This window comes from Pseudomonas sp. S12(2018) (assembly GCF_024355235.1).
Lineage (GTDB): Bacteria > Pseudomonadota > Gammaproteobacteria > Pseudomonadales > Pseudomonadaceae > Aquipseudomonas > Aquipseudomonas palmensis.
This window is the reverse complement of record NZ_QLAD01000002.1, coordinates 703,671-726,815: the sequence shown is the minus strand read 5'-3', so window position 1 is coordinate 726,815 and position 23,145 is coordinate 703,671. Positions and strand designations below refer to the sequence as shown.

25 protein-coding genes are annotated in these 23,145 nt (G+C 65.0%); 14 read left to right on the top strand and 11 right to left on the bottom strand.

All coding sequences use genetic code 11. The features are described 5' to 3' along the window. Window positions 1-45: 45 nt before the first annotated feature. The 3 genes from DN388_RS07180 to DN388_RS07170 all read right to left on the bottom strand — a co-directional run bounded on the left by DN388_RS07180 (window position 46) and on the right by DN388_RS07170 (window position 2,973). Window positions 46-396 carry a hypothetical protein gene (locus DN388_RS07180; protein WP_043860210.1) on the bottom strand — a complete coding sequence of 117 codons (351 nt, stop codon included), beginning with the start codon at window positions 394-396 and terminating at the stop codon, window positions 46-48. 155 nt (window positions 397-551) lie between these two features. Next, a complete protein-coding gene (locus DN388_RS07175; RefSeq protein ID WP_054916264.1) occupies window positions 552-2,405 on the bottom strand; it encodes a DUF4105 domain-containing protein in 1,854 nt (617 codons plus the stop codon). Between the two features lie 79 nt (window positions 2,406-2,484). Then, the gene (locus DN388_RS07170; protein WP_043860212.1) at window positions 2,485-2,973 is read right to left on the bottom strand and encodes a DUF3015 domain-containing protein; all 489 of its coding nucleotides are present in this window, start codon (window positions 2,971-2,973) and stop codon (window positions 2,485-2,487) included. A gap of 276 nt (window positions 2,974-3,249) precedes the next feature. Between DN388_RS07170 and DN388_RS07165 the strand changes: the two genes are divergently transcribed. The 5 genes from DN388_RS07165 to DN388_RS07145 all read left to right on the top strand — a co-directional run bounded on the left by DN388_RS07165 (window position 3,250) and on the right by DN388_RS07145 (window position 7,990). Further along, on the top strand, window positions 3,250-5,688 hold the full coding sequence (locus DN388_RS07165; protein ID WP_043860213.1) for a Lon protease family protein: 2,439 nt from the start codon (window positions 3,250-3,252) through the stop codon (window positions 5,686-5,688). A 216-nt stretch (window positions 5,689-5,904) separates the two neighbouring features. Then, window positions 5,905-6,246, top strand: a complete 342-nt coding sequence (locus tag DN388_RS07160; protein WP_043860214.1) for a hypothetical protein — start codon at window positions 5,905-5,907, stop codon at window positions 6,244-6,246. Window positions 6,247-6,355: 109 nt separating this feature from the next. Further along, entirely contained in the window at window positions 6,356-6,844 is a 489-nt protein-coding gene (locus tag DN388_RS07155) for a TIGR00645 family protein (RefSeq protein WP_043860215.1), read from the top strand. Window positions 6,845-6,980: 136 nt separating this feature from the next. Beyond that, entirely contained in the window at window positions 6,981-7,286 is a 306-nt protein-coding gene (locus DN388_RS07150) for a DUF6482 family protein (RefSeq protein WP_043860216.1), read from the top strand. Window positions 7,287-7,372: 86 nt separating this feature from the next. Beyond that, a complete protein-coding gene (locus DN388_RS07145) occupies window positions 7,373-7,990 on the top strand; it encodes an FKBP-type peptidyl-prolyl cis-trans isomerase (protein ID WP_043860217.1) in 618 nt (205 codons plus the stop codon). 79 nt (window positions 7,991-8,069) lie between these two features. On the opposite strand, the gene DN388_RS07140 is transcribed toward DN388_RS07145, so the two are convergent. From DN388_RS07140 to DN388_RS07130, 3 genes are all read right to left on the bottom strand, one after another. After that, complete coding sequence (locus tag DN388_RS07140) at window positions 8,070-8,318, bottom strand: hypothetical protein (RefSeq protein WP_043860218.1); 249 nt, start codon at window positions 8,316-8,318, stop codon at window positions 8,070-8,072. A gap of 133 nt (window positions 8,319-8,451) precedes the next feature. Then, window positions 8,452-8,793 carry a zinc ribbon domain-containing protein YjdM gene (locus tag DN388_RS07135; protein ID WP_043860219.1) on the bottom strand — a complete coding sequence of 114 codons (342 nt, stop codon included), beginning with the start codon at window positions 8,791-8,793 and terminating at the stop codon, window positions 8,452-8,454. A 99-nt stretch (window positions 8,794-8,892) separates the two neighbouring features. Further along, entirely contained in the window at window positions 8,893-9,861 is a 969-nt protein-coding gene (locus DN388_RS07130) for a polyprenyl synthetase family protein (protein WP_043860220.1), read from the bottom strand. Window positions 9,862-10,114: 253 nt separating this feature from the next. Between DN388_RS07130 and rplU the strand changes: the two genes are divergently transcribed. The 5 genes from rplU (at window position 10,115) to DN388_RS07105 (ending at window position 13,792) form a co-directional block, all read left to right on the top strand. Continuing rightward, window positions 10,115-10,426 (top strand): 50S ribosomal protein L21, encoded by a 312-nt coding sequence (rplU, locus tag DN388_RS07125; RefSeq protein ID WP_038614793.1) that lies wholly within the window; start codon window positions 10,115-10,117, stop codon window positions 10,424-10,426. A gap of 33 nt (window positions 10,427-10,459) precedes the next feature. Then, the gene (gene rpmA, locus DN388_RS07120) at window positions 10,460-10,717 is read left to right on the top strand and encodes a 50S ribosomal protein L27 (protein WP_010225698.1); all 258 of its coding nucleotides are present in this window, start codon (window positions 10,460-10,462) and stop codon (window positions 10,715-10,717) included. A gap of 191 nt (window positions 10,718-10,908) precedes the next feature. Further along, window positions 10,909-12,132, top strand: a complete 1,224-nt coding sequence (cgtA, locus tag DN388_RS07115) for an Obg family GTPase CgtA (RefSeq protein ID WP_043860221.1) — start codon at window positions 10,909-10,911, stop codon at window positions 12,130-12,132. Between the two features lie 75 nt (window positions 12,133-12,207). Continuing rightward, complete coding sequence (gene proB, locus DN388_RS07110; protein ID WP_043860222.1) at window positions 12,208-13,326, top strand: glutamate 5-kinase; 1,119 nt, start codon at window positions 12,208-12,210, stop codon at window positions 13,324-13,326. Between the two features lie 4 nt (window positions 13,327-13,330). Beyond that, a complete protein-coding gene (locus tag DN388_RS07105; RefSeq protein ID WP_043860223.1) occupies window positions 13,331-13,792 on the top strand; it encodes a CreA family protein in 462 nt (153 codons plus the stop codon). A gap of 107 nt (window positions 13,793-13,899) precedes the next feature. Here the strand turns inward: DN388_RS07105 and mksF are convergent, their stop codons facing one another. The 3 genes from mksF to mksB are packed head-to-tail and all read right to left on the bottom strand — an operon-like array spanning window position 13,900 to window position 18,699. Further along, window positions 13,900-16,734, bottom strand: a complete 2,835-nt coding sequence (mksF, locus tag DN388_RS07100; RefSeq protein WP_054916262.1) for an Mks condensin complex protein MksF — start codon at window positions 16,732-16,734, stop codon at window positions 13,900-13,902. Next, window positions 16,731-17,432 carry an Mks condensin complex protein MksE gene (gene mksE, locus DN388_RS07095; RefSeq protein WP_043859813.1) on the bottom strand — a complete coding sequence of 234 codons (702 nt, stop codon included), beginning with the start codon at window positions 17,430-17,432 and terminating at the stop codon, window positions 16,731-16,733. The genes mksF and mksE overlap by 4 nt, the downstream gene beginning before the upstream one ends. Further along, window positions 17,422-18,699 (bottom strand): Mks condensin complex protein MksB, encoded by a 1,278-nt coding sequence (gene mksB, locus DN388_RS07090; RefSeq protein WP_043859814.1) that lies wholly within the window; start codon window positions 18,697-18,699, stop codon window positions 17,422-17,424. The genes mksE and mksB overlap by 11 nt, the downstream gene beginning before the upstream one ends. A 166-nt stretch (window positions 18,700-18,865) precedes the next feature. Between mksB and DN388_RS07085 the strand changes: the two genes are divergently transcribed. Both DN388_RS07085 and rimI read left to right on the top strand, forming a co-directional pair. Then, window positions 18,866-19,648 carry a hypothetical protein gene (locus DN388_RS07085; protein WP_043859815.1) on the top strand — a complete coding sequence of 261 codons (783 nt, stop codon included), beginning with the start codon at window positions 18,866-18,868 and terminating at the stop codon, window positions 19,646-19,648. After that, window positions 19,641-20,096, top strand: coding sequence for a ribosomal protein S18-alanine N-acetyltransferase (gene rimI / locus DN388_RS07080; protein ID WP_116052767.1), 456 nt, complete (start codon window positions 19,641-19,643; stop codon window positions 20,094-20,096). The genes DN388_RS07085 and rimI overlap by 8 nt, the downstream gene beginning before the upstream one ends. Window positions 20,097-20,100: 4 nt before the next feature. Here rimI and DN388_RS07075 read toward each other — a convergent pair whose 3' ends face one another. Then, window positions 20,101-20,424 carry a hypothetical protein gene (locus tag DN388_RS07075; RefSeq protein ID WP_043859817.1) on the bottom strand — a complete coding sequence of 108 codons (324 nt, stop codon included), beginning with the start codon at window positions 20,422-20,424 and terminating at the stop codon, window positions 20,101-20,103. A gap of 118 nt (window positions 20,425-20,542) precedes the next feature. On the opposite strand from DN388_RS07075, the gene can reads away from it, so the two are divergent. Beyond that, window positions 20,543-21,181, top strand: coding sequence for a carbonate dehydratase (gene can / locus DN388_RS07070; RefSeq protein WP_043859818.1), 639 nt, complete (start codon window positions 20,543-20,545; stop codon window positions 21,179-21,181). 88 nt (window positions 21,182-21,269) lie between these two features. Here the strand turns inward: can and DN388_RS07065 are convergent, their stop codons facing one another. Further along, on the bottom strand, window positions 21,270-22,394 hold the full coding sequence (locus DN388_RS07065) for a hypothetical protein (protein WP_043859819.1): 1,125 nt from the start codon (window positions 22,392-22,394) through the stop codon (window positions 21,270-21,272). A gap of 87 nt (window positions 22,395-22,481) precedes the next feature. Here DN388_RS07065 and DN388_RS07060 point away from each other — a divergent pair, with 87 nt between their 5' ends. Then, window positions 22,482-23,075, top strand: coding sequence for a D-Ala-D-Ala carboxypeptidase family metallohydrolase (locus DN388_RS07060; RefSeq protein WP_054916259.1), 594 nt, complete (start codon window positions 22,482-22,484; stop codon window positions 23,073-23,075). Window positions 23,076-23,145: the final 70 nt, after the last annotated feature.

The window sequence follows — 23,145 nt, the reverse complement described above, 5'->3', positions numbered from 1 at the left end:
ACCATGATGCGCGGTCACCGGTTGCATCGAATGTTCGAGGGCGACCTATTGGCGTCGATAGGCGCGGGCGGCGTCGCGGTCCTTTTCCTGCTGCCACTGCTGGTCGCGCTCGTCCCAGTGGCGGCTGCGGTAGGTGTCCTGGTCCTGGCTCTGCTGCATGGCCTGGCACTGGCGAAAACCGTCGTCCCAGCCGGTCTCGTACTGGCGGTCGTGCAGATAGCGCGGCACGTCCTTGCGAAACTCGCCCATCATCACGCCTGCGGCCTGGTGGCCGCTGCTGCAACCGGCCTGGAAGCCGTCGGCGTAGGGGGCAGGGTAGCCTTGCTCGATCAGTTGATCGTGGGTGCTGGCGCAACCGCCCAGCATCATTGCCACCAGTACCCAGTGCCCGCGCATGTTCGAACTCTCCACCTGTTGGGGGGAAGTCTAGGTGCTGGTGTGTGCAAGAGAGGTCAAAAAGATGTCAGACAATTGGATCGCATCGCGGGTCAAGCCCGCTCCCACAAGGTTTCTCACTGCCCTTGTGGGAGCGGGCTTGACCCGCGATGACTTCAGTAGTTGTACCACTTCACCTCGAGCATCACCTCGTTCTGCGCCGTCGCCAGCTGGCTGAACTCGCGCCTGGCACTCAGGCGCAGGCCCAGGTTGCGCGACAGTTCCCACTGCTGGTTGAGGCTCAGGCTGCGGCGGACCTCGCCATTGGTGAAGTAGTCGCCCTTGGCCTCCAGGCTCAGGTTGCCCAGCCCGTTGCGCCACAGCACGCCGGTGTTGAACCCTGCCGCGGGTGCGATGAACCCGGCAAAGTCATTGTTGTGCTCCACCCGCACCGTGCCCAGGGCAAACCCGAGCATGTCCTGGCCCAACTGCCAGGTGCCCCCGGCGCCGCCATTCACATGGCTGACCAGCACCTCGTTCTCATGCTTGCCCAGCACCCGTTCCAACCCGCCGGCCACCTGCCACGACCACGGCTTGAGCAGGTCGTTGCGCGGCGTCAGCGAGCGGATCGTTGCCAGGTCCAGGCGCTGCACCTGCCAGTCGTTGTGTTCGTACTGGCGCACCTTCAGCTGCAGGATCTCGATCTGCGCGCCCAGCGGGAAGCCGTAGGCGTTGTCGTTGAGGTCGTGATAGGCCATGCGCAGCCCGTACTCGGCAAAGGCCCGGTCTTCTCGGGTACCCACGCCCAGCTGCCAGGTGCGCGACTCGTGGCCGTCCTCCGGCAGCCCGGGGCGTTCGATCTGCAACGGCGGTGGCGGGTTGCGGTTGATCGCGCGCAGCAACTCGAAGCTGCGCCTGGCCCGCTCCGGGTCGCGCTCCAGGCCATTGGCGCGGTAGCGCTCCAGGCGATAGGCGGCGTCCTGCACCAGCGCCTGGCGCTCGCGCGGCAGCTCGGTGAAGGCGGGGCTCTGCAGTTGCGCGGTGTCGGCGCTCACGGCCAGCACCTGCTGCTGTTCGGCATGGTCCAGCGGTTTGGCCCGCTCCAGCAGCTCGCGCTCGCGCGATGGACGGTAGTCGGTACGCGCCACCAGCCCGGACTGTTTCACCGCCTTGACCGTGTCGGTGGGGATCGCCGTGAGCGGGAACTGCGAGGTCAGGTCCAGGCTCGGCCGTGCCACCTGCAGCAGTTCGAGCAGGCGATACGAGCAGTTTTCGTCGAAGAAGAAATAGTCGAACTGGATCTGCTTGAGTTCCCAGATGTGCTCGACCATGCGCCCGGTTTCCTCGGGCGTGAGGTTCAGCCGGTACTCCCACAGGTCGCGGTTTTCCAGGCTGCGGTACTCGGACAGCTTCTCCTGGTAGGGCACCAGCGCGAACAGGCCGGGGTAGCCGCCCATCAGGCCCTTCCAGGCATACAGGATGCTGTTGTCGTTGCCCTCGATGTAGGCGCCGAAGTTGATCGCGTAGCTCAGCAGTGCGGTGTTGTCGCTCTGCACGTCGGCCTGGTCGATACGCAGCAGCGTGTGCCCGAACATCGACGAGGGGCTGTTCAGGTAGGCGGCCGGGAAGATCATCACCGCGCTGTGCGGCGACACGTCCGAGTACCACTGGGTGTAGGCCTTGCAGTCCGGCGCCGGCAGGTCGGTGAGCTGCAACTGCTCGCGCAGCCAGCGGGTGCGCGCCGGGAATACGCATTGCGCGTGCTGGTCGCCCAGGCTGGCCGGGGCGTACAGCGCCTCATAGGTGGCGCGCAGTTCCTGGTCAGGGTGGTGCGCACCGTCCTTGGCCAGGAAGAATTTGGGGTCGTCCACGTAGCTGCGCCATCCGCCGAGCTTGGCGGTTTCGTAATGGCCCAGGGAGATCCAGTAGCGGTCGTTGGCCAGTGCGTGCAGACGAGCATCGTCCAGCACGGTAGCAGCGTGCAGCGGGGCGCAGGCACAGAGCGCCAGGTAGGCAAGGCGTTTGAGCATGTCGGGCAACTACGTCTGAATGATGCCGATAGAGGCGGGCAAACAAACCCGCCCCGTGGTCGGGGCGGGTGTGCCGAGCTTAGGCCGGGGTTGCGTATTTGGCCAGACGGGCGTCGCTTTTCAGGACGGCGAGGGTGTTGGTGTGAACATCTTCAGCGGTAGCGTCGGCTGTGGTGAAGATTTCCTGGAAGTGCTGGTGGGTCACGGCCGCGAAGTGCGCACGGTCTTCCGGTGCGACGCCCAGTACCACCGCGTAGGTGGTCAGTGCTTCGCCCTGGCCTTGCGCCATGTCTTCGGACAGCTCGTTCATCATGCCATTCATGGCGAACCAGGATTTGCCGCCATAGGTCAGCGACGCATTGGTGGAGCAGCCGTTGGTGCCCGAGGTCATGCCGAAGGTGGCGTTGCCCGAGGTACCGTTGGTGGTGGATGCGAGGAAGTGAGCCGGCGTGCCGCGTTGGCCCTCGAACAGCATGTTGCCCCAGCCGCAGTCCGGGCCGCCTGGCGCCTGGGCCATGGCGTTGAGCGAAACCGCGGTGAACAGAGTACCCAGAAGAATCCGTTTCATAGCATTGTTCTCTTTCTGATGTTCAAACCAAAGGTCAGGGTTATCTGGCATGTCTGTAGGACTAGTTGCCAGGACGGGTCGGTTGTTTACCCAGCCGCGCAGTTTGGAGTTTAGGCACGATCTAAGGGTTCCGTGATTAATTGCAAAAGATTGCTTGAAATAATTGACGCGGAGCAGGTTTTCGACCCTGCGCGCTAAAGCGTTGAAGAGCCTTGCAAGCCGGGCGCAGGCGGCGCCAGAATGCCGTCATCCGCCCCGCCGAAGTAAGGAAGCCCGATGCCCGATCCTGTTGCTGCGAGCCTGCGTCTTGCGCCCGAAGCCCTGACCCGGCCGTTTTCCGCTGAACAGTTCGATTTTTCCACCACCAATGATCTGGAGCCCTTTCGCGGTGTGCTAGGCCAGGAACGTGCAGTCGAAGCCTTGCAGTTCGGCGTCGCCATGCCACGCCCCGGTTACAACGTGTTTGTCATGGGCGAGCCGGGCACCGGCCGCTTCTCGTTCGTCAAGCGCTACCTCAAGGCAGAAGGCAAGCGCCTGCAGACGCCGTCCGACTGGCTGTACGTCAACAACTTCGACGAGCCCCGCGAGCCCAAGGCGTTCGAGCTGCCGGCCGGCAGTGCCGGGGCCTTCATCGCCGATATCGGGGGCCTGATCGACAACCTGCTGGCGACCTTTCCGGCGGTGTTCGAGCACCCGTCCTATCAGCAGAAGAAAAGCGCCATCGACCGCGCCTTCAACCAGCGCTACGACCGTGCCCTGGATGTGATCGAGCGCGCCTCGCTGGAAAAGGACGTGGCCCTGTACCGCGACAGCAGCAACGTCGCCTTCACCCCCATGGCCGATGGCAAGGCGCTGGATGAGGCCGAGTTCGCCCAGTTGCCTGAGGCCGAGCGCGAGCGCTTCCACGAGGACATCGCCGCGCTGGAAGAGCGCCTCAACGAAGAGCTCGCCAGCCTGCCGCAGTGGAAGCGCGAGTCGAACAACCAGCTGCGCCAGCTCAACGAAGAAACCATCACCCTGGCCCTGCAGCCCTTGCTGGCCCCGCTGTCGGAGAAATACGCCGAGAACGCCGCGGTGTGCGCCTACCTGCAGGCCATGCAGGTCAACCTGCTGCGCACCGTGGTCGAGCAACTGGTCGACGACAGCAAGACCGACGCCGTGGCGCGCAAGATGCTCGAAGAGCAGTACGCCCCCAGCCTGGTGGTCGGCCATCACGCCAGCGGCGGTGCGCCCGTGGTGTTCGAGCCGCACCCTACCTACGACAACCTGTTCGGCCGCATCGAATACGGCAACGACCAGGGCGCGCTGTACACCACCTATCGCCAGTTGCGCCCGGGGGCGCTGCACCGCGCCAATGGCGGGTTCCTGATTCTGGAAGCCGAGAAGATGCTCGGCGAGCCGTTCGTGTGGGATGCGCTCAAGCGCGCCCTGCAATCGCGCAAGCTGAAGATGGAGTCGCCGCTGGGCGAGTTCGGTCGCCTGGCCACCGTGACCCTCACCCCGCAGATGATCCCGCTGCAGGTCAAGGTGATCATCATCGGCGCCCGCCAGCTGTACTACGCGCTGCAGGACCACGACCCGGACTTCCAGGAGATGTTCCGGGTGCTGGTGGACTTCGACGAAGACATTCCCATGGTCGAGGAGAGCCTGGAGCAGTTCGCCCAGTTGCTCAAGACCCGCACCAGCGAGGAGGGCATGGCCCCGCTGACCGCCGATGCGGTGGCGCGCCTGGCCACCTACAGCGCCCGCCTGGCCGAGCACCAGGGGCGCCTGTCGGCGCGCATCGGCGACCTGTTCCAGCTGGTCAGCGAGGCGGATTTCATTCGCCACCTGGCCAACGACGAGATGACCGACGCCGGGCACATCGAGCGGGCGCTCAAGGCCAAGGCCACGCGTACCGGGCGGGTATCGGCGCGGATTCTCGACGACATGCTGGCCGGGATCATCCTGATCGACACCGAAGGCGCGGCGGTGGGCAAGTGCAACGGCCTGACCGTGCTGGAGGTGGGCGATTCGGCGTTCGGCGTGCCGGCGCGGATTTCCGCCACGGTGTACCCGGGCGGCAGCGGCATCGTCGACATCGAGCGTGAGGTCAACCTGGGCCAGCCGATCCACTCCAAGGGCGTGATGATCCTCACCGGGTACCTGGGCAGCCGCTATGCCCAGGAGTTCCCCCTGGCCATTTCGGCCAGCATCGCGCTGGAGCAGTCCTACGGCTATGTGGATGGCGACAGCGCATCGCTGGGCGAGGCCTGCACGCTGATCTCGGCCCTGTCGAAAACCCCGCTCAAGCAGTGCTTTGCGATCACCGGCTCGATCAACCAGTTCGGTGAAGTGCAGGCGGTGGGCGGGGTCAACGAGAAGATCGAGGGCTTCTTCCGCCTGTGCGAGGCTCGTGGCCTGACCGGTGAGCAGGGCGCGATCATCCCGCGGGCCAACGTGGCCACGCTGATGCTCGACGAGCGCGTGCTGCAGGCGGTGCGCGCCGGGCAATTCCATGTGTACGCAGTCAGCCAGGCCGACGAGGCCCTGAGCCTGCTGGTGGGCGAGCCGGCCGGGCAGCCGAACGAGGAGGGCGAGTTCCCCGAAGGCAGCATCAATGCGCGGGTAGTCGAGCGGTTGCGGGTGATTGCCGAGATGATCAGCGAAGAGGACCTCAAGGAAGCCGAGAAGGAGCAGGCCGAAGAGGCGCTGGCGCAGGTGAAGCCTTCCTGACCGCGGTGGGTTCTTCGCCCGTAATGCCGGCTCCCACACGTGGGAGTCGGCATTACGGGCGAAGGGGGCAGTTCGGCGCACGGCACATGACCGCTCGGCGCCGACCGCTTGTCGCCGGCGGATTTCTTCTATCCTCAAGGCATGGACCGTCGTGCGCAAAAGGATCGAAACCAGCCTGGCCACAGGCTACGCAACGCCTCACCGAGGACCGTCGCCATGCCGCGTACCCTCAGCCTTACCCGTCAATGCCTGGGCCTGGTGACCCGCATTGAGTGCCGTATCCGCCCGCTGGCCGGTGACACCGGCATGTGGACACTGCTGTTCGCCGCCGGCATGGCCGGCGAGCAACCCTCCGCGATCAAGGCCCAGGGGCCGTTTCACGGGCCGTTCGTGGCCGAGTCGGTGCTCAGCGCGATTGTCGACAGCCTGACCCTGCACGGCTACCAGGTGGCCGACGACCCGCAGATCTGGTGCGTGCACCTGCAGGCGCAGCTGCGTCGCATCAACGGCGAACGGGTTCACCATGTGGGTGACCTGCAGTCCAACCCCGACACCTGAGCCGACCGGATCATCCACTGGCCTGTGGCAGCGTGTCGCGGGCTTTTCCTGTCACAGGTGGCTGCTATACTCGCGCTCGTTTTTTTCCAGCCACCTGGTGATCTGCTCAATGGAACGCTTTATCGAAAATGCGATGTACGCCTCGCGCTGGCTGCTCGCACCCATCTATTTTGGCCTGTCCCTGGGGCTGCTGGCGTTGGCGCTGAAGTTCTTTCAGGAGATCTTCCATGTGCTGCCCAACGTCTTCTCGCTGGCCGAGTCCGACCTCATCCTGGTACTGCTGTCGCTGATCGACATGGCCCTGGTGGGCGGCCTGCTGGTGATGGTGATGATCTCGGGCTATGAGAACTTCGTGTCGCAGCTGGATATCGCCGAAGGCACCGAAAAGCTCAACTGGCTGGGCAAGATGGACTCTTCCTCGCTGAAGATGAAGGTGGCCGCCTCGATCGTGGCGATCTCCTCCATCCACCTGCTGCGGGTGTTCATGGACGCGCGCAACATCGAGACCCAGTACCTGATGTGGTACGTGATCATCCACATGACCTTCGTGGTCTCGGCGTTCGCCATGGGCTACCTGGACAAGATGACCAAGCACTGACCTGCGGGGTATCACGCCTTGTCAGCCGCCCGTCCGTTGCATAACGGACGGGCGGTTGCGTTTCTGGCTTGTGCTTTGGTCGATGCTGTACAAAAAATGAACGGCCTGTGGAATGTTCCAGTAGCGAGGTATCGCAATGAACCTGCATGAACTGAACAGCGAGGCCAGGGCCGGCCGGGTGGACGAACTGAACCTGATCGCCATCGAAGGGGGGGACTTCGTGCTCGAGGCCCGGGTCAAGGGCAAGGCGCACCCGTTGCTGGATGCCAAGGGTGTACGTCTCAAGGTGCACTCGGTGGTCGATGGCCAGCGCCTGCTCAATGGCTTGCCCGCCGTGCCGCTGCACCTGGTGCACTGGTCGGTGCAGGACGAGATGTGCGGCCTGCACGGCACCCCCGAAGAAGACCTCAAGGTGCCGATGCCGCGACGTACTGCCTGGTAGCTGAACTGCTTTGCCGCAGTGTGCTAGGCTGCTTGCCCTTTTCACAGCGGGCGCGGCTTTTGTGCGCCCTGTAGCGGAGCAGAAACATGTCCGAACTCAACCTGTCCACCGACGAAACCCGCGTCAGCTACGGCATTGGCCGTCAGCTGGGTGGCCAGCTGCGTGACAACCCGCCACCGGGCGTCAACCTGGACGCGATCCTGGCCGGTCTGACCGACGCCTTCAATGGCCAGGCCAGCCGCGTCAGCGAAGAAGACCTGTCGGCCAGCTTCAAGGTCATCCGTGAAATCATGCAGGCCGAAGCGGCTGCCAAGGCCGAAGCGGCCGCTGGCGAAGGCAAGGCCTTCCTGGCCGAGAACGCCAAGCGTGACGGCATCACCACCCTGGCCTCGGGCCTGCAGTTCGAAGTACTGACTGCCGGTGAAGGCGCCAAGCCAAGCCGTGAAGACAGCGTGCGCACCCACTACCACGGCACCCTGATCGACGGCACCGTGTTCGACAGCTCCTACGAGCGTGGCCAGCCGGCAGAATTCCCGGTCGGCGGCGTGATCGCTGGCTGGACCGAGGCCCTGCAACTGATGAACGCGGGCAGCAAATGGCGCCTGTACGTACCGAGCGAGCTGGCTTACGGCGCCCAGGGCGTTGGCAGCATCCCGCCGCACAGCGTGCTGGTGTTCGACGTCGAGCTGCTGGACGTACTGTAATACCTCTTCGCCGGCAAGGCCGGCTCCTACAGGGTCAGCGCGTACCCGTGTAGGAGCCGGCCTTGCCGGCGAAGCGTTTTCAGTTCCACTGCGCGCCACCCCCAGGGCGCAACGCCCGGGCATAGCAGAACAGGAACAGATTCCTCACCAGCTCCTTGAGCACCACAGGCTCGCTCGAGTTCAACCCGTGAAGATCCAGGTCGCCCTGGTCGCGCAGTTCGCCCAGCGCGTCTTCTTCGAGCACGGCGCATACCTCGCCGGTTTCGCGGTGCAGGATGCGCAGGTACGGATGGGGGCGGTCAAGCCAGGCGTCTATCAGATAAGTCATGGCTATTCTCCTTGAAAGCGTTCAATGAGAATAATTCTTATTATCAAAATAGCAAGTGACTATTGGATTTTTCTTGCGATTACCGCCGGGCGGTAGGGTCGAGGCTGCGAGTGCAGCCCCGGGCAGGCAGGGGTCAGACCTTGCGCACGAATTCCGATTTCAGCTTCATCGGGCCGATGCCGTCGATCTTGCAGTCGATGTCGTGGTCGCCGTCGCACAGGCGGATGTTCTTGACCTTGGTGCCGACCTTGACCACCAGCGAGGTGCCCTTGACCTTGAGGTCCTTGATCACGGTGATGGTGTCGCCGTCCTGCAGGACGTTGCCCACCGAATCCTTCTTCACCGCTTCGTCGCTGGCCGCTTCGGCTTCACCGCTGGCCGACCACTCGTGGGCGCACTCGGGGCAGATCAGCTGGCTGGCGTCTTCGTAGGTGTATTCGGAGTTGCATTTGGGGCAGGGTGGCAAAGTGCTCACTACGGTTCCTCAGGACTACGTGCAGAAAACCCACATTGTATAGGGTTTTGCCGGCCAGAGGAAAAGCAGGCCCATCGAGCGATGGGCCGGGGCAGGGGATCAGTGCGTGCGGGCGACGGCGAATTCGCTGAGTTCGACCAGCGCATCGCGGTATTCGCTGGCCGGCAGCACGTCCAGGCAGGCGATGGCACGGGCCACGTAGTCACGCGCCATCTGTGCGGTGTACTCCAGCGCGCCGGCGGCCTCCACTGCGTTGCGGATGCTCTCCAGGTCTTCAAGGCCACCTTTCTGGATGGCCTGGCGCACCAGCGCCGCCTGCTCGGGGGTGCCTTCGCGCATGGTGTAGATCAGCGGCAGGGTCGGCTTGCCTTCGGCCAGGTCGTCACCGACGTTCTTGCCCAGGGTCTCTGCGTCGCCCTTGTAGTCGAGCAGGTCGTCGACCAGCTGGAAGGCCACGCCCAGGTGGTCGCCGAAGGTACGCAGGGCTTCGCGCTGTTCGTCGCTGGCGCCGGCCAGTGCGGCGGCGCTGTGGGTGGAGGCTTCGAACAGCATGGCGGTCTTGCCGCGGATGACGTCCATGTAGACTTCCTCGGTGGTGCTGGCGTCGCGAATGCGCGACAGCTGCAGCACTTCACCCTCGGCAATCACGCGGGTGGCCTTGGAGAGGATCTGCATGACCGGCATCGAGCCCAGCTCGACCATCATCTCGAACGAGCGCGAGTACAGGAAGTCGCCCACCAGCACGCTTGGCGCGTTGCCCCACAGGGCATTGGCGGTGGAGCGGCCACGGCGCATGCCCGACATGTCGACCACGTCGTCATGCAGCAGGGTGGCGGTGTGCAGGAACTCGATGGTGGCTGCCAGCAGGCGCAGGTCGTCGCCTTCGCGGCCCAGTGACTTGCCGCACAGCAACACCAGCAGCGGGCGCAGACGCTTGCCCCCGGCCGAGGTAATATAGTCGCCGATTTTCGATACCAGCGGCACACGCGAAGTCAGCTGCTTCTTGATGATCTCGTCAACGGCGCTGAAGTCGTCCGCTACCGCACGGTAGAAAGCTTGGGGTTGCATCGGCCACAGGTGCTCCATAAGGGTTGCGCGGCATGCTAGGTTGCGGGTCCCGGCGTGTCAAGGCGCACTGCCCGTGGGGTCAATGGCCACACTTGCAAGGCAAAGCTGGCTTGCGTACAATCGCGCACCCTGAACTTCCTGGGCAGCACCTGCCTTACGCAATTGCACTGGGCCGTTCCAGCCCTATGCAGCCATGCCAGCCAATACTCTTCCTATAAAGAGCTGGGTGAGCAGGATTATCGGAGAAATACCCATGTACGCAGTAATTGTTACCGGTGGCAAGCAGTACAAAGTCGCCGAAGGTGAATACCTGAAAATCGAAAAACTGGAAGTCGCCACTGGCGAATCCGTGACTTTCGACCGCGTTCTGTTGGTTGCCAATGGCGACGACGTGAACATCGGCGCTCCAGTCGTTGCTGGTGCCAAGGTTGTTGCTGAAGTGATCTCGCAAGGTCGTCACGACAAAGTGCGCATCATCAAGTTCCGCCGCCGTAAGCACCACATGAAGCGTATGGGCCACCGCCAGTGGTTCACCGAAATCAAGATCACCGGTATTTCGGCTTAATCGCCCAAATCCCCATTTCTGGAGAATTGAACCATGGCACACAAAAAAGCTGGTGGTAGTACCCGTAACGGTCGCGACTCAGAAGCCAAACGCCTTGGCGTGAAGATGTATGGCGGCCAGGCTATCATCCCGGGCAACATCATCGTGCGTCAGCGCGGCACCCAATTCCACGCTGGCTACGGCGTTGGCATGGGCAAGGATCACACCCTGTTCGCCAAGATCGCGGGTAAGATCAAGTTCGAAGTAAAAGGCGCCTTCGGTCGTCGTTACGTGAGCGTCGTTGCCGAGTAATCGCGCGATCGCTGGAAAAGCCCTGTCTCGCGACGGGGCTTTTTCGTTTGTGGGGTGAGTCTCTTGCAAAGCTGTTTGTATGGGCTGCCGGCGCTGGTGTTCTGGCCGTATCGGGGCCGCCGCGCTCACTTTTGCAAGAGCCTTATGTCTTTGTGTCACTCAGCTCGTCCAACTGACGAGAGGCGGTTTTTATGAAGTTTGTTGACGAAGTATCGATCAAGGTCAAGGCCGGTGACGGCGGTAACGGTTGCATGAGCTTCCGCCGCGAGAAGTTCATCGAGAACGGTGGCCCCAACGGTGGCGATGGTGGCGACGGCGGCTCGGTGTACATGGTTGCCGACGAAAACCTCAACACCCTGGTCGACTACCGCTACACCCGCCACTTCGAGGCCCAGCGCGGCTCCAATGGCGGCAGCACCGACTGCACCGGCAAGAAGGGCGACGACCTGATCCTGCGCGTGCCGGTCGGCACCACCGTGATCGACGCGGGCACCCAGGAAGTGATCGGCGACCTGGTCAAGGCCGGGCAGAAACTGATGGTGGTGCAGGGCGGCTGGCACGGCCTGGGCAATACCCGTTTCAAGTCCAGCACCAACCGTGCGCCACGCCAGACCACCCCGGGCAAGCCCGGCGAGCAGCGTGACCTGAAACTGGAAATGAAAGTGCTGGCCGACGTCGGCCTGCTGGGCTTGCCCAATGCCGGCAAATCCACCTTCATCCGTTCGGTGTCGGCCGCCAAGCCGAAAGTCGCCGACTACCCGTTCACCACCCTGGTGCCGAACCTGGGCGTGGTCAGCGTCGACCGCTGGAAGAGCTTCGTCATCGCCGACATCCCCGGCCTGATCGAAGGCGCTTCGGAAGGCGCCGGCCTGGGTATCCGCTTCCTCAAGCACCTGGCGCGTACCCGCCTGCTGCTGCACCTCGTCGACCTGGCCCCGCTGGATGAAAGCAGCAGCGCCGACGCCGCCGAAGTCATCGTCAACGAGCTGACCCGCTTCAGCCCGTCGCTGGCCGAGCGTGACCGCTGGCTGGTGCTGAACAAGACCGACATGCTGATGGACGACGAGCGCGACGAGCGCGTCAAGGAAGTGGTCGAGCGCCTGCAGTGGGAAGGCCCGGTGTACGTGATCTCGGCGATCTCCAAGCAGGGCACCGAGCAGCTCAGCCGCGACATCATGCGCTACCTCGAAGACCGTGCCGACCGCCTGGCGGCCGACCCGGCCTACCGCGACGAGCTGGCCGACCTCGACCAGCGCATCGAAGACGAGGCCCGTGCCCAGCTGCAGGCCCTGGACGACGCGCGCGCCCTGCGCCGTACCGGCGTCAAGAGCGTGCACGACATCGGCGACGATGATGACGATGACGACTGGGAAGACGACGAAGACGGCCCGGAAATCATTTACGTGCGCGACTGATTCGTTGCAGTACACTAAACGCCGCTTTTTCAAGCGGCGTTTTGGTATCTAAAGATCTCTATAGGTTGGAAGAAGATGCGGAGCAAGGTGACGGGTGCGCAGCGCTGGGTCGTGAAAATCGGCAGCGCGTTGCTGACGGCGGATGGCAAGGGCCTGGACCGCGCGGCGATGGGCGTGTGGGTCGAGCAGATGGTGGCCCTGCATGAGGCAGGGGTCGAGTTGGTGCTGGTCTCTTCGGGGGCCGTGGCTGCCGGCATGAGCCGCCTGGGCTGGAGCAAGCGACCGAGTGCGATGAACGAGCTGCAGGCTGCCGCCTCCATCGGCCAGATGGGCCTGGTGCAGGCCTGGGAGTCGAGCTTTGCCGAGCATGGCCGGCACACCGCGCAGATCCTGCTGACCCACGACGACCTCTCCGACCGCAAGCGTTACCTCAACGCCCGCAGCACCCTGCGTACCCTGGTGGAGCTGGGCGTGGTACCGGTGATCAACGAGAACGACACCGTGGTCACCGACGAGATCCGCTTCGGCGACAACGACACCCTGGCCGCACTGGTGGCCAACCTGGTGGAAGCCGACCTGCTGGTGATCCTCACCGACCGCGACGGCATGTTCGATGCCGACCCGCGCAACAACCCCGAAGCCCAGCTGATCTACGAGGCGCGCGCCGATGACCCGGCGCTGGACGCCGTGGCCGGCGGCACCGGTGGCGCACTGGGGCGTGGCGGTATGCAGACCAAGCTGCGTGCGGCGCGCCTGGCCGCGCGGTCGGGGGCGCACACCATCATCGTCGGCGGTCGCATCGAGCGCGTGCTCGACCGCCTCAAGGCCGGCGAGCGCCTGGGCACCTTGCTCTCGCCCGAGCGCGGCATGCTCGCGGCACGCAAGCAATGGCTGGCCGGGCACCTGCAGACCCGCGGCACCCTGGTGCTGGACGCCGGTGCGGTGCAGGCCTTGCGCCAGGCCAACAAGAGCCTGCTGCCGGTGGGCGTCAAGACCGTGCAGGGCAGTTTCCGGCGTGGCGAGATGGTCGTGTGCGTAGGGCCGGACGGCCTTGAGGTGGCCCGCGGCCTGGCCAACTATAGCGCGCTGGAAGCGCAGAAGATCATCGGCCAGTCATCCGAGGCCATCGAGGCCGTGCTGGGCTACAGCGCCGAGCCGGAACTGGTGCACCGCGACAACCTGATTCTGGTATGAGGAAATGAGCGTGATCAAAGGGATTTTTGCAGCCGCCTTGCTGGCCTTGCCGATGCTGGCCGGTGCGGAGGAAATCGGCCAGGTGTCGACGGTGTTCAAGTTCGTCGGGCCCAACGACCGCATCGTGGTCGAGGCGTTCGACGACCCCAAGGTGGAGGGCGTGACCTGCTACCTGTCGCGCGCCAAGACCGGCGGCGTGAAGGGTGGGCTGGGGTTGGCCGAAGACCGTGCCGAGGCGTCGATCGCCTGCCGTCAGGTGGGGCCGATTCGCTTCAAGGGCGAGCTCAAGGATGGCGATGAAGTGTTCAAGGAGCGCACCTCGCTGGTGTTCAAGACCATGCAGGTGGTGCGCTTTCTGGACAAGAAGCGCAACACGCTGGTGTACCTGGTGTACAGCGACCGCCTGATCGAAGGCAGCCCGCAGAACGCGGTGACAGCGATTCCGATTCTGCCTTGGGCAGAATAAGACCGCGTTTAATCCATCGCGGGTCGAGCCCGCTCCCACAGGTTCAATGGTGCCCTCTGTGGGAGCGGGCTTGACCCGCGATGGGGCCCAAAGGGCCCCCAAGGCCGTCAGATCGACGCCGGCTCAACCTCCACTTCCCGCACCTCGACCTTCACCTGATCGCGACGGCTGATGTACTTCCAGTCCGCCTCGTCGATGTAGATCCCGTTCGGCCCGCTACCGCCCTCCAGGTCGATTGCAACGTGCGCCGATACCTGCGGCTTCACGCTCGCCAGAATCGGCACGAAGCCCAACTGCAGGCTGGTCTCCAGCAATGCCGCCTGGTTGCGTTCGTCGATGTCGGCCGCCTCGTCCAGGTAGTACGGCAGGCGCACGCGCCCGGCCTGGTCGCGGTCCATCAGGTGCAGCAACAGGTACATGTTGGTCAGCGCCTTGATGGTCATGGTGGTGCCGTTGGAGGCCGCGCCATCGATGTCGGTATGGATGATCGGCTGGCCGCCTACCTTGGTGATCTCGAACGCCAGCTCGAACAGGTCCTTCAGGCCCAGTTGGTTGTGGTTGGCTGCCACCAGCCGCGCCAGGTACTCCTTGGCCTCTTCGTTCTTGTTGTCCTGCTCGGCGCTCTGGCTCAGGTCGAACACCGACAGGGTCTCGCCTTCCTCGTACTGGCCGGCACTGTGGATGATCTGGTCGATGTGCTTGAGCGCTTCCTTGTTCGGCGCCAGCACGATGCGAAAGCTCTGCAGGTTGGATACCTGGCGCTTGTTGATCTCGCGGTTGAACAGTGCCAGCTGGTGCTCGAGGCTGTCGTAGTCGCTGCGGATGTTGCGCAGGGTACGCGCGATGTCGGTCACCGCCGCGCGCCGCGCCTTGCCCAGGGTCAGGGCTTCGTCGGTACGGTGCGCATAGGCGTTGATCAGCAGCTGCAGACGGCGCTCCATGTCGTCTTCGCTGTCGAACTTGGCCACGCCCTTGAGGCGTACCTGGGCGTACAGCGCCTCGATCTGGCCATCCACCCGCAGCAGGCCCTGCCAGCTGTCCTGGTAGTCGTTGAGCAGCGGCAGCAGGTTGTCCATGGAGTCGTCGACCGGGTCCATGAACGGCGTGCCGAACGGCAGGTCGGCCGGCAGCAGCTGGCGACGGCGCAGGGCGTCGTCGAGGGTGCGCTGCTTGGCCTCCATGTCGGCGATCTGGCGACCGACCAGTTGCAGCTTGGCCGACAGTTGCTGCACGCGCTCGGTGAACGCGTCGCTGGAGCGCTTGAGCTCGTCCTGGGCCGCCTCCATCTGCGCCAGCTGCTCCAGCTTGTCGCCTTCCTCGGCCGACAGGGTCTGGGTACGGCGGTAGTCTTCCAGGGCCTTTTGCGCATCCAGCACCTGCTGGTACAGCGCTTCGGTCTGGGTCTTGCTCGCGGCGCGGTCGGCGGCCACGGCTTGCTGGGTCTTGAGCTGCTTGAGCTCTTTTTCCAGGCGCTCCTTCTGGTCGCGCAGCGCGGCGCGGTCGGCCAGGGCCTGCAAGGCCGGCGGCTCGATATGGCTGAGGTCGATGGACAGCCCCGGCGCCTCGAAGCGCTCGCCCTTGAAGCCGTCGAGTACCGCTTCCAGAGACTTGACCCACACGTCGCTGTCATCCAGCTCGATGCCGCGCTCGCCCAGCGGCAGGCTGAACAGCGCACCGTTGAACAGGCGCATCAGGCGCTCGACGTCCTGCTGCGAGAACTCTTCGCGCAGGCGTGCATAGCTGTTGTTGTCGGCATGGTCGAGCTGCTGCTTGACCGACTTCAGGCGTTTCTCCAGGTCGCGCAGGCGCTCTTCCAGGTCCTCGGCGCTGAACTGGCGCGACTGCGCCAGGGCACCGGCCAGTTCGTCGTGGGCGTCCTTGGCGGCCAGCAGCTGCTGCTCCAGCACCTTGACGTCGTCCACCAGCGCGAAGCGGTGCTTGAGCACCGACAGTTCGCCCAGCCAGCGCTGGATACCGGTCATCTCGCGTTCCAGGCGCATCAGCTCCTGGGTGCCGCCGCGCTGGTTGTTCTGCAGCGCGTCCTGCTCGTGGCTGTAGTGCTCGGCCTGCAGCACCAGTTCTTCCTTGCGTGCGCCGGCGTAGTCCTGCCAGGTGCCGAGCAACTGGTCGAGCAGCGGTGACAGGCGGTGCAGCTTGCCGCGCAGGATGTCGCGCTGGGCCACGCCATTGGCCAGGGCCTCGACCAGCGGGCCGGCGGCTACCAGCGAGTTGTAGTCCTGTTCCATGCGCCGCACGTCGCGGAAGGCTTCTTCGCAGGCGGCGATGTAGTCGACGCTGCCCGAGCGCAGGCTGTGCTCGAACGCATCGAGGAACAGCTGCTTGAGCTTGGCCGCGGTAATCTCGCGCATGTGCAGCAGGTTGATGAACAGGGCGCGGAAGGTCTTCAGGCTCTGCTCGCTGGTGGAGCGCAGCGGAATCAGGGTCAGGTCCAGCGGCACCGAGGTGTGCCCGCCCACCAGCAGCCGGCGCAGTTCGTCGGGCTTGAGCTCGTAGGCTTTCAGGCCGTTGCGCTCCAGGTTGGTGAACAGCTCCTTCTGGCGCAGGCAGGTGTCGTTCTTCTGGTAGTGGCCCAGGTCCAGCTCGCCGGCATAGGCGAAGAACTGGTGGCCGAAGCCGCCGCCAGGGCCGCGCCCGACCACGCCGATCACGTGCGGGCCGTGGGGCAGGTTGACCTCGCAGAGGATGTAGCTGGTGTCGCTGGCGAAGTAGAAGCGGCGTGACTGCTCCAGGCTGTACTTGCCGAAGCTCATGTCCGACATGCGCGCCAGGATCGGGAACTGCAGGGCGTTGATCGACGCACTCTTGCCCAGGTTGTTGGCGCCGTACACCGACAGCGGGTGCTCCAGAGGGAACAGGCCCAGGCTGTAGCCGGCGGTGTTGAGCAATGCAAAGCGGCGAATGCCGTAGCGGTCCTGGCTCATGCGTCAATCTCCTGTTGCTCTTGGGCAATGGCACGGGCCAAGGCGTCTTCTTCGCTTTCCTCGAACGGGCTCAGGTCGAGCGGGTCGTCGGTCCTGTTCAGCTCTTCAGGGGTTTCTTCCACCACCAGCACCGGGGTCGGCAGCGGCAGGGCACTGTGCAGGCTGGCGGCCAGGTCGCGGTCCTGCTGCACCGACAGGCACACGTCGAGGAAGCGGTGCATCGGCGGCAGGAAGCGGTAGATGCCGTTGTCTTCGCTGGCAAAGCCGAGCTGGGTCATGCGGCGCATGATCTTCTCTTCCAGCTCGTCGGGGGTCTGCACCTCGGCCTGCAGGAACAGGTCGCGGTACTTTTCCAGCAGCGAGGGCAGCTCGTCGCGCCCCAGGCTGCCGCCGTCGAGCACCGACATCGGGTCGCGGCCCTGGTCGGCCAGGTGCTCCACCAGGATGAAGGTGAACAGCGACAGGCGCTGGGCGGTCTTGTTGACCTGGGCAGCGGCCAGTTCCGGCACGAAGTAGTAGAAGCCACGGGTGTCGCACACCAGTTCGAAGCCCAGAGCCTTGAACAGGCCGCGGTACTGGTCCTGGAAGTTCGACAGCTGGGCATACAGCTCCGGGTCGCGCCGGCTGATGTGGAAGCCCTTGAACAGCTCGCGGAAGATCGGTGCGAGCTGGGACAGTTCGGAAAGATCAAGATGCATGGGTAGGGCTCGCAGTAGGCTCGGGCGACGGTTCGCGGCTTGAAGTCAGGGCGAACGAGCGCAGGCTGACCAGGTGTTCCTGAGTGGTGTACTCGCGGCGCTCAAGGCGCGCGCGGGTAAAGCGTTTTTCCCGCGACAGGCGCGAGAACCAGTACAGCAGTTCGTCGGTGGCGCCTTCGGGCTCCTGCTCCAGCAGCCACACCATCAGGTCGGGCAGCGGCAGGGCGTCTTCGCAGCGTTCGAGCATTTCCTTGACCGTGCGCGGTGCGCGCGGCGCGGCGCCCTTGTGGCTCTTGTGCGCCTTGGGGAACTGCGCCGGCTTGGCTTCGAAGCGGGCCAGGGCATACACGTAGGCCTCGACCTGGCTGGCGCTGCCGAGGAAGGTGCTCTGCGGGCGGGTGAACAGCGGCATGGCCGCCTGCGGCACGGCGTCGATGCCCTTGCGCCGGATCACCGACAGCGCCAGTGCGGCGCCACGGGTCACGGCGTTGTGCCGGCGTGCCTCTTCACGCAGCGGCAGCAGCAGCTCGCGGGCGTGGCGCAGGGTCAGCTGGGCGCTGGTCTGCATCTCGAGGATGCGCGCGTGGGTGCGCAGCAGCATGTCGTCGTCGACCAGGTGGCCCAGTCGCGCCTGCTCGCCCAGCAGGCGCAGCAGCACGGTCTCGACCTTGCGCACGCCCTGTTCGAAGGCGCCGTCGGCGTTCACCAGCTGGATCATCGGCTCGACGTATTCGTCCCAGGTGGCCAGCACTTCGGCGTAGCGCTGGCGCAGCGGGATCTGCCGGTCGCTGGTCTTGGCCCGCTCGGCCACCGCCACCAGCGCCTGCTCGTCGTTGTCGAGTTTTTTCAGCACGTCACGCACGCGCATGTCGAGCAGACGCAGCTGGCGCGCCAGGTCGTTGCCGTCGCGGATGTCGAAGGCGTCCTGGATATGCCCGGCCAGGCGCTCGAGGTGGCGCAGGTAGGCTTCGATCTCCAGGCACAGGCCCAGGCGGTGCTCGCGCCGCAGGTAGGCCAGGAAGTCGTGGATCTGGGCGTTGAGCTCGAAGCGGTTCGGGCTCTTGGCCACCGGGACCAGGATGTCCAGGCGAATCCACACGTCCAGCAGGTTGGTGATGTCCTGGGGCGTACTGTCGAGCTGTTGTGCGGCCAGTTGCCCGCGCAGCTCGGCCAGGCTCAGGGTGCCCCCGTCGAAGCGCTCGCACAACGGCTCGAGCAGGGCCCAGTGTTCGGCTAGGGCGCGCAGGACGCGCTTGGGTTCGATCATTGGCGGGTCGACTCGCTGCCAAGTAAAAGCGCCGATTGTACTGCATCAGGGGGGGATCGATTCACCCCCTGATCGTTTGCCGGTGTTGTCGAGCGGTTTTGTGCCTGCAACGGCGGCGTAACGGCGGTAGAATGCTCGCCCCGACTTATCCACAGATGGCCGCCCTTTGCTTACCGAGTCCCGCCGCCGCGCCTACCTGAACGCCATGCAAGTGGTGCACTGGCTGCCGCGCGCCGAACTGCCGTTCGCCGCGCCATCGCGCCCCGAGCTGCTGCGGGTACCCGAACCGCTGGTCGAGGCGCCGGTGGTGCTGCCGGCAGTGGTGGCCAAGGCGTCTGCACCGGCTGCCAAGCCGGCCGAGCGGCCAAAAATCGAGATTCCGCGACCGACGGTCAGCGCCAAGCCGGCCAGCAAGCCGGTGCTCGATGCCGAAGAAACCGCCGCCGTGGTCAAGCCAGCGCTGGTACCGCCGCCCCGCTTTGCCTTGCAGTTGCTGCGTGCCGGCGATTGCCTGGTGCTGGTGGAGCTGGTCACCGGCCAGCCGTTCCAGAGCCGCGACCCGTCCTACCTGCTGCTCAAGGACATGCTGCGCGCCGCCGGCCTGCCCGACAGCCCGCAGATCATCGGCGAGCCGGTACGCTGGCCGTTGCTGGTGCGCGGCACTCTCGACCAGGGCCCGCTGGCGGCGCGTGATTTTGTCCAGGGTTTCATCCAGGCCCGCCTTGAAGAGGCGCCCTGCAGCTGCCTGTGGCTGGTCGGCCTGCCGGCGGTGCGCTTTGCCGGTGAAGCCGACGAGCAGGCGTACTACCGCGAATTGCCGGTGGAGGGCCTGGGCAACTGCTGGGCCTTGCCTGGCCTTGAACTGTTGATGGACGAGCCCGCCCGCAAGGCGCACGTCTGGCAAGCCATGCGCCGGCTGATGGCGCGCTGGAAACCACGCAATGAGTGACAACATCAGTTTTCGCCGCATGACCGAGGCGGATCTGGATGCCGTGCTGAAGATCGAATACGCCGCCTTCAGCCACCCGTGGACCCGGGGGATCTTTCTCGACGGGCTGAAGAACTACGAAATCTGGCTGATGTTCGAAGGCCAGCAGCAGGTGGGCCACGGCGTGATCAACGTGATCATCGACGAGGCGCACCTGCTCAACATCACCGTCAAGCCCGAAAGCCAGGGCCGTGGCCTGGGCCTGCGCCTGCTCGAAGAGCTGATGAGGCGCGCCTACGCCAGCAACGGCCGCGAGTGCTTCCTCGAAGTGCGCGCCAGCAACCAGTCGGCGTATCGCCTGTACGAGCGCTTCGGCTTCAACGAGATCGGCCGACGACGCGACTACTACCCGGTGGCGGGTGGCCGCGAAGATGCGCTGGTGATGGCCTGCACGCTGTTCGAAGAATAACCCTTCAGCGCTCGCGCTTGCCGTCCAGCGGGTCGCGGCGCGCCAGTTCGGCCTCGTCCAGGCCGTTGCCGCCGCCAATGTCATCTTCGTCGACTACGCTCAGGTCCCAGTCGGCCGGGTGGTCGCCGCCGACTTCATCGGCTGAGCGGGCGCCGTCTTCGGGGATCAGGGTTTCCGGCGTCAGGTCATCGTCGCTGGGGTCGTAGTGCGTGTCGGTCACCGGTGGGTCTTGATCGAAGTCCAGCGGCTGCACCGAGCCCATCTGGTCCTCGATGGTATCGATCGGTGGGGGTTCCGGGGCATGCGGCGGGCGATGTGATTCGGTCATGTCTATTCTCCTCCGGGTGGCCTGTAAGGGGTGGACCGGCCACGGGCGGGAAGATTCAAAGGCGTGACCCGAACGGGGTGGCGCCAGTCACACATGCGCATTCCCATGAGGCTTGACCATGCACGATCTACAAGAACTGATTGATAACAACGCGCGCTGGGCCGATGCGATCAAGCAGGAAGATCCGGACTTCTTCGCCAAGCTGGCGCGTCAGCAGACTCCGGAATTCCTCTGGATCGGCTGTTCGGATGCGCGGGTGCCGGCCAACGAGATCGTCGGCATGCTGCCGGGCGACCTGTTCGTGCACCGCAACGTGGCGAACGTGGTGCTGCACACCGACCTCAACTGCCTGTCGGTGATCCAGTACGCGGTGGACGTACTCAAGGTCAAGCACATCCTGGTGACCGGGCACTACGGTTGCGGCGGCGTGCGGGCCTCGATGCAGGACCGTCAGCTGGGCCTGATCGACGGCTGGCTTCGGGCGATTCGCGACGTTTACTACGAGCATCGTGTGGAATTGTCCAAGCTGGCGACCGAGGAAGAGCAGGTCGACCGCCTGTGCGAGCTGAACGTGATCCAGCAGGTGGCGAACGTGGGGCACACCAGCATCGTGCAGAACGCCTGGCATCGCGGGCAGAGCCTGTCGATCCATGGGTGCATCTACGGGATCAAGGACGGCCTGTGGAAAAGCCTGAACACCACCATCAGCGGGTTCGAGCAGCTGCCGCCGCAGTACCGGTTGCGTCCGCAGGACTGACCGCCCATTGGCTGTTGCAGGAGCCAGCCTGGCTGGCGAAGGGCGTGCTACCTGTCCGTGGTGCGGCCTTCGCCGGCAACGCCGGCTCCTACAGGTTGCGTAACGCCCGCGTCATAACCCCCGTATTGCACTTGGCATGGGCCTGCTCCGGCGTCATCTGGCGTACCGTGCGGAAAAACAGCCCGCAGGTCTGCTTCTTCTCCTTCACCTGCCATTTTTGCGTGCATGCCCCCAGCGTGGCACTTGCATCAGCCTTCGGGTTGCGCCCCATTCCCGCCTGCCAGCACGCCGCGCTCAAGTCCTGCCCCATCATCCGCAAACCGGCCGCATCGGCCTTGTCCGGGTCGTTGTCGTTGTTCTTCGGGTCGGCGGCGTACCAGATCGCGCTCGGGTGATTCGCGCCCAGCACCGGCACGTTGCGCCCAGGCACCGGGCTGATGCTCACCAGCCCCAGTACCTTCACCTCTGGCCCGTACTGCTGCTGCACCCAGCTGCGCACCGGCGCACCGAACGCCACCATCGGCAGGCTGGCGCCGTCAGCGGCCGCAGTCATGTCCCTGACCATGCGCACCTGGTAGTCGGTGAAATACCCGTACACCCCTTCAAGGTCCTTGCCGGCACTGGCTGGCGCGGCAATCGGCGCGATGTCCACGATGGTCTGGTAGGCCGGGGTGTGTTGCGCCGGCACGCCGTTGAAGGTCAGCAGCTGGGCCCAGCGGTCGGTGGTGTTGGAGCGCAGGTAGTCCTGGGCCTGGGTCAGCGAGTAGTCCGGCGGAAAGTGCAGCAGCTCGATGCTGCGCCGGTTCTCCAGGGCCATGCCCAACGGCAGGAACAACGCCCAGTTGTACGCCCACTTGCCCTCGCGATTGAGCCGGTCGGCACCTGCATAGGCCAGTTCGCCGCTGTCGAGCAGGGCCTTGAGCGGGGCAGCGTAGGTGGTCGGTACGCCGCTGATGTCGGCATGCAGCTGGTCGTGCTCGCGACGCACCGTCACCGTGGCGGTCGGGTAGCCATCGCGCTGCACGCTCTGGGTCAGGTAGTGCTCCACGGTGCGCTCCAGCGACCAGTCGCGAAAGCAGATCACCCCGCAGTTGTTGGGGTAGGCGAATAGGCGGGTCACGCGCTGCGCATCGCCCAGCGGTACGCGGGCGTCGGCCAGCACGGCGCTGCTGGCGGCAAGGGCGATCAGGCCCAGGGCAAAAGGTGTACGCATGTTCAACTCCTTGTCGATGAACTCCCGATGTGCGGAAGGCTTGCCATACTGGGGTAGTTCTCAGGACGAGGGGAAGGGGGCAGGACCATGAAGGGGTATCCGGGCATTGCACTGTTCGCCGGGCTGTTGAGCGTGTTGCCGGCCCACGCCGACGAGCGCGACCTGTGGTCGTTCGCGCAGTGGACGGGCAGCCACGATACGCGCGCGTTTCGCGAAATGCTGGTGCAGGCGCGGCTGTATGGGGTAGTGCCGTTGTACCAGCTGCTGCGCTCGGCCAGCGACTGGCGTCTGTGCAACGCCGAGCCGTTCGCCGTGGCGCCGCCCGACCAGTGGCCGGCGGTACGCTCGACCCTGCACTTGCTCAAGACCCTGGGCGAGCAGCAGCGCCTGAAAACCTACGAAGTGGTCTCGGCCTATCGCAACCCCACCCTCAACCGCTGCGCCGGTGGTGCCCGCGACAGTGCGCATACCCGCGCCTTCGCGGTCGACCTGCTGCTGCCGGCGTGGGCCGATCCGCGACCATTGTGCGAGTTCTGGCAGACCCAGGGCCAGGCCTGGAACATGGGGCTTGGCCGCTACCCGTCGGGGCGCATCCATATCGACACCGCCGGCTACCGCACCTGGGGCGGCGACCTGAGTGCCGACTCGTCGTTTTGCCCGCGCCTGGCGCCCAGCTCCTGAACAGCTCGGCGATGGCGGGGCGAGGAACTCCTGGGCCCCGCAAGGTACGGAAGTAGTTCACCCCCTGCAC

Coding starts and splice junctions, on each gene's coding strand:
- DN388_RS07180 (WP_043860210.1), bottom strand. CDS start 396: ATGCGCGGGCACTGGGTACTGGTGGCAATGATGCTGGGCGGTTGCGCC.
- DN388_RS07175 (WP_054916264.1), bottom strand. CDS start 2,405: ATGCTCAAACGCCTTGCCTACCTGGCGCTCTGTGCCTGCGCCCCGCTG.
- DN388_RS07170 (WP_043860212.1), bottom strand. CDS start 2,973: ATGAAACGGATTCTTCTGGGTACTCTGTTCACCGCGGTTTCGCTCAAC.
- DN388_RS07165 (WP_043860213.1), top strand. CDS start 3,250: ATGCCCGATCCTGTTGCTGCGAGCCTGCGTCTTGCGCCCGAAGCCCTG.
- DN388_RS07160 (WP_043860214.1), top strand. CDS start 5,905: ATGCCGCGTACCCTCAGCCTTACCCGTCAATGCCTGGGCCTGGTGACC.
- DN388_RS07155 (WP_043860215.1), top strand. CDS start 6,356: ATGGAACGCTTTATCGAAAATGCGATGTACGCCTCGCGCTGGCTGCTC.
- DN388_RS07150 (WP_043860216.1), top strand. CDS start 6,981: ATGAACCTGCATGAACTGAACAGCGAGGCCAGGGCCGGCCGGGTGGAC.
- DN388_RS07145 (WP_043860217.1), top strand. CDS start 7,373: ATGTCCGAACTCAACCTGTCCACCGACGAAACCCGCGTCAGCTACGGC.
- DN388_RS07140 (WP_043860218.1), bottom strand. CDS start 8,318: ATGACTTATCTGATAGACGCCTGGCTTGACCGCCCCCATCCGTACCTG.
- DN388_RS07130 (WP_043860220.1), bottom strand. CDS start 9,861: ATGCAACCCCAAGCTTTCTACCGTGCGGTAGCGGACGACTTCAGCGCC.
- rplU (WP_038614793.1), top strand. CDS start 10,115: ATGTACGCAGTAATTGTTACCGGTGGCAAGCAGTACAAAGTCGCCGAA.
- rpmA (WP_010225698.1), top strand. CDS start 10,460: ATGGCACACAAAAAAGCTGGTGGTAGTACCCGTAACGGTCGCGACTCA.
- cgtA (WP_043860221.1), top strand. CDS start 10,909: ATGAAGTTTGTTGACGAAGTATCGATCAAGGTCAAGGCCGGTGACGGC.
- proB (WP_043860222.1), top strand. CDS start 12,208: ATGCGGAGCAAGGTGACGGGTGCGCAGCGCTGGGTCGTGAAAATCGGC.
- DN388_RS07105 (WP_043860223.1), top strand. CDS start 13,331: ATGAGCGTGATCAAAGGGATTTTTGCAGCCGCCTTGCTGGCCTTGCCG.
- mksF (WP_054916262.1), bottom strand. CDS start 16,734: ATGAGCCAGGACCGCTACGGCATTCGCCGCTTTGCATTGCTCAACACC.
- mksE (WP_043859813.1), bottom strand. CDS start 17,432: ATGCATCTTGATCTTTCCGAACTGTCCCAGCTCGCACCGATCTTCCGC.
- mksB (WP_043859814.1), bottom strand. CDS start 18,699: ATGATCGAACCCAAGCGCGTCCTGCGCGCCCTAGCCGAACACTGGGCC.
- rimI (WP_116052767.1), top strand. CDS start 19,641: ATGAGTGACAACATCAGTTTTCGCCGCATGACCGAGGCGGATCTGGAT.
- DN388_RS07075 (WP_043859817.1), bottom strand. CDS start 20,424: ATGACCGAATCACATCGCCCGCCGCATGCCCCGGAACCCCCACCGATC.
- can (WP_043859818.1), top strand. CDS start 20,543: ATGCACGATCTACAAGAACTGATTGATAACAACGCGCGCTGGGCCGAT.
- DN388_RS07065 (WP_043859819.1), bottom strand. CDS start 22,394: ATGCGTACACCTTTTGCCCTGGGCCTGATCGCCCTTGCCGCCAGCAGC.
- DN388_RS07060 (WP_054916259.1), top strand. CDS start 22,482: ATGAAGGGGTATCCGGGCATTGCACTGTTCGCCGGGCTGTTGAGCGTG.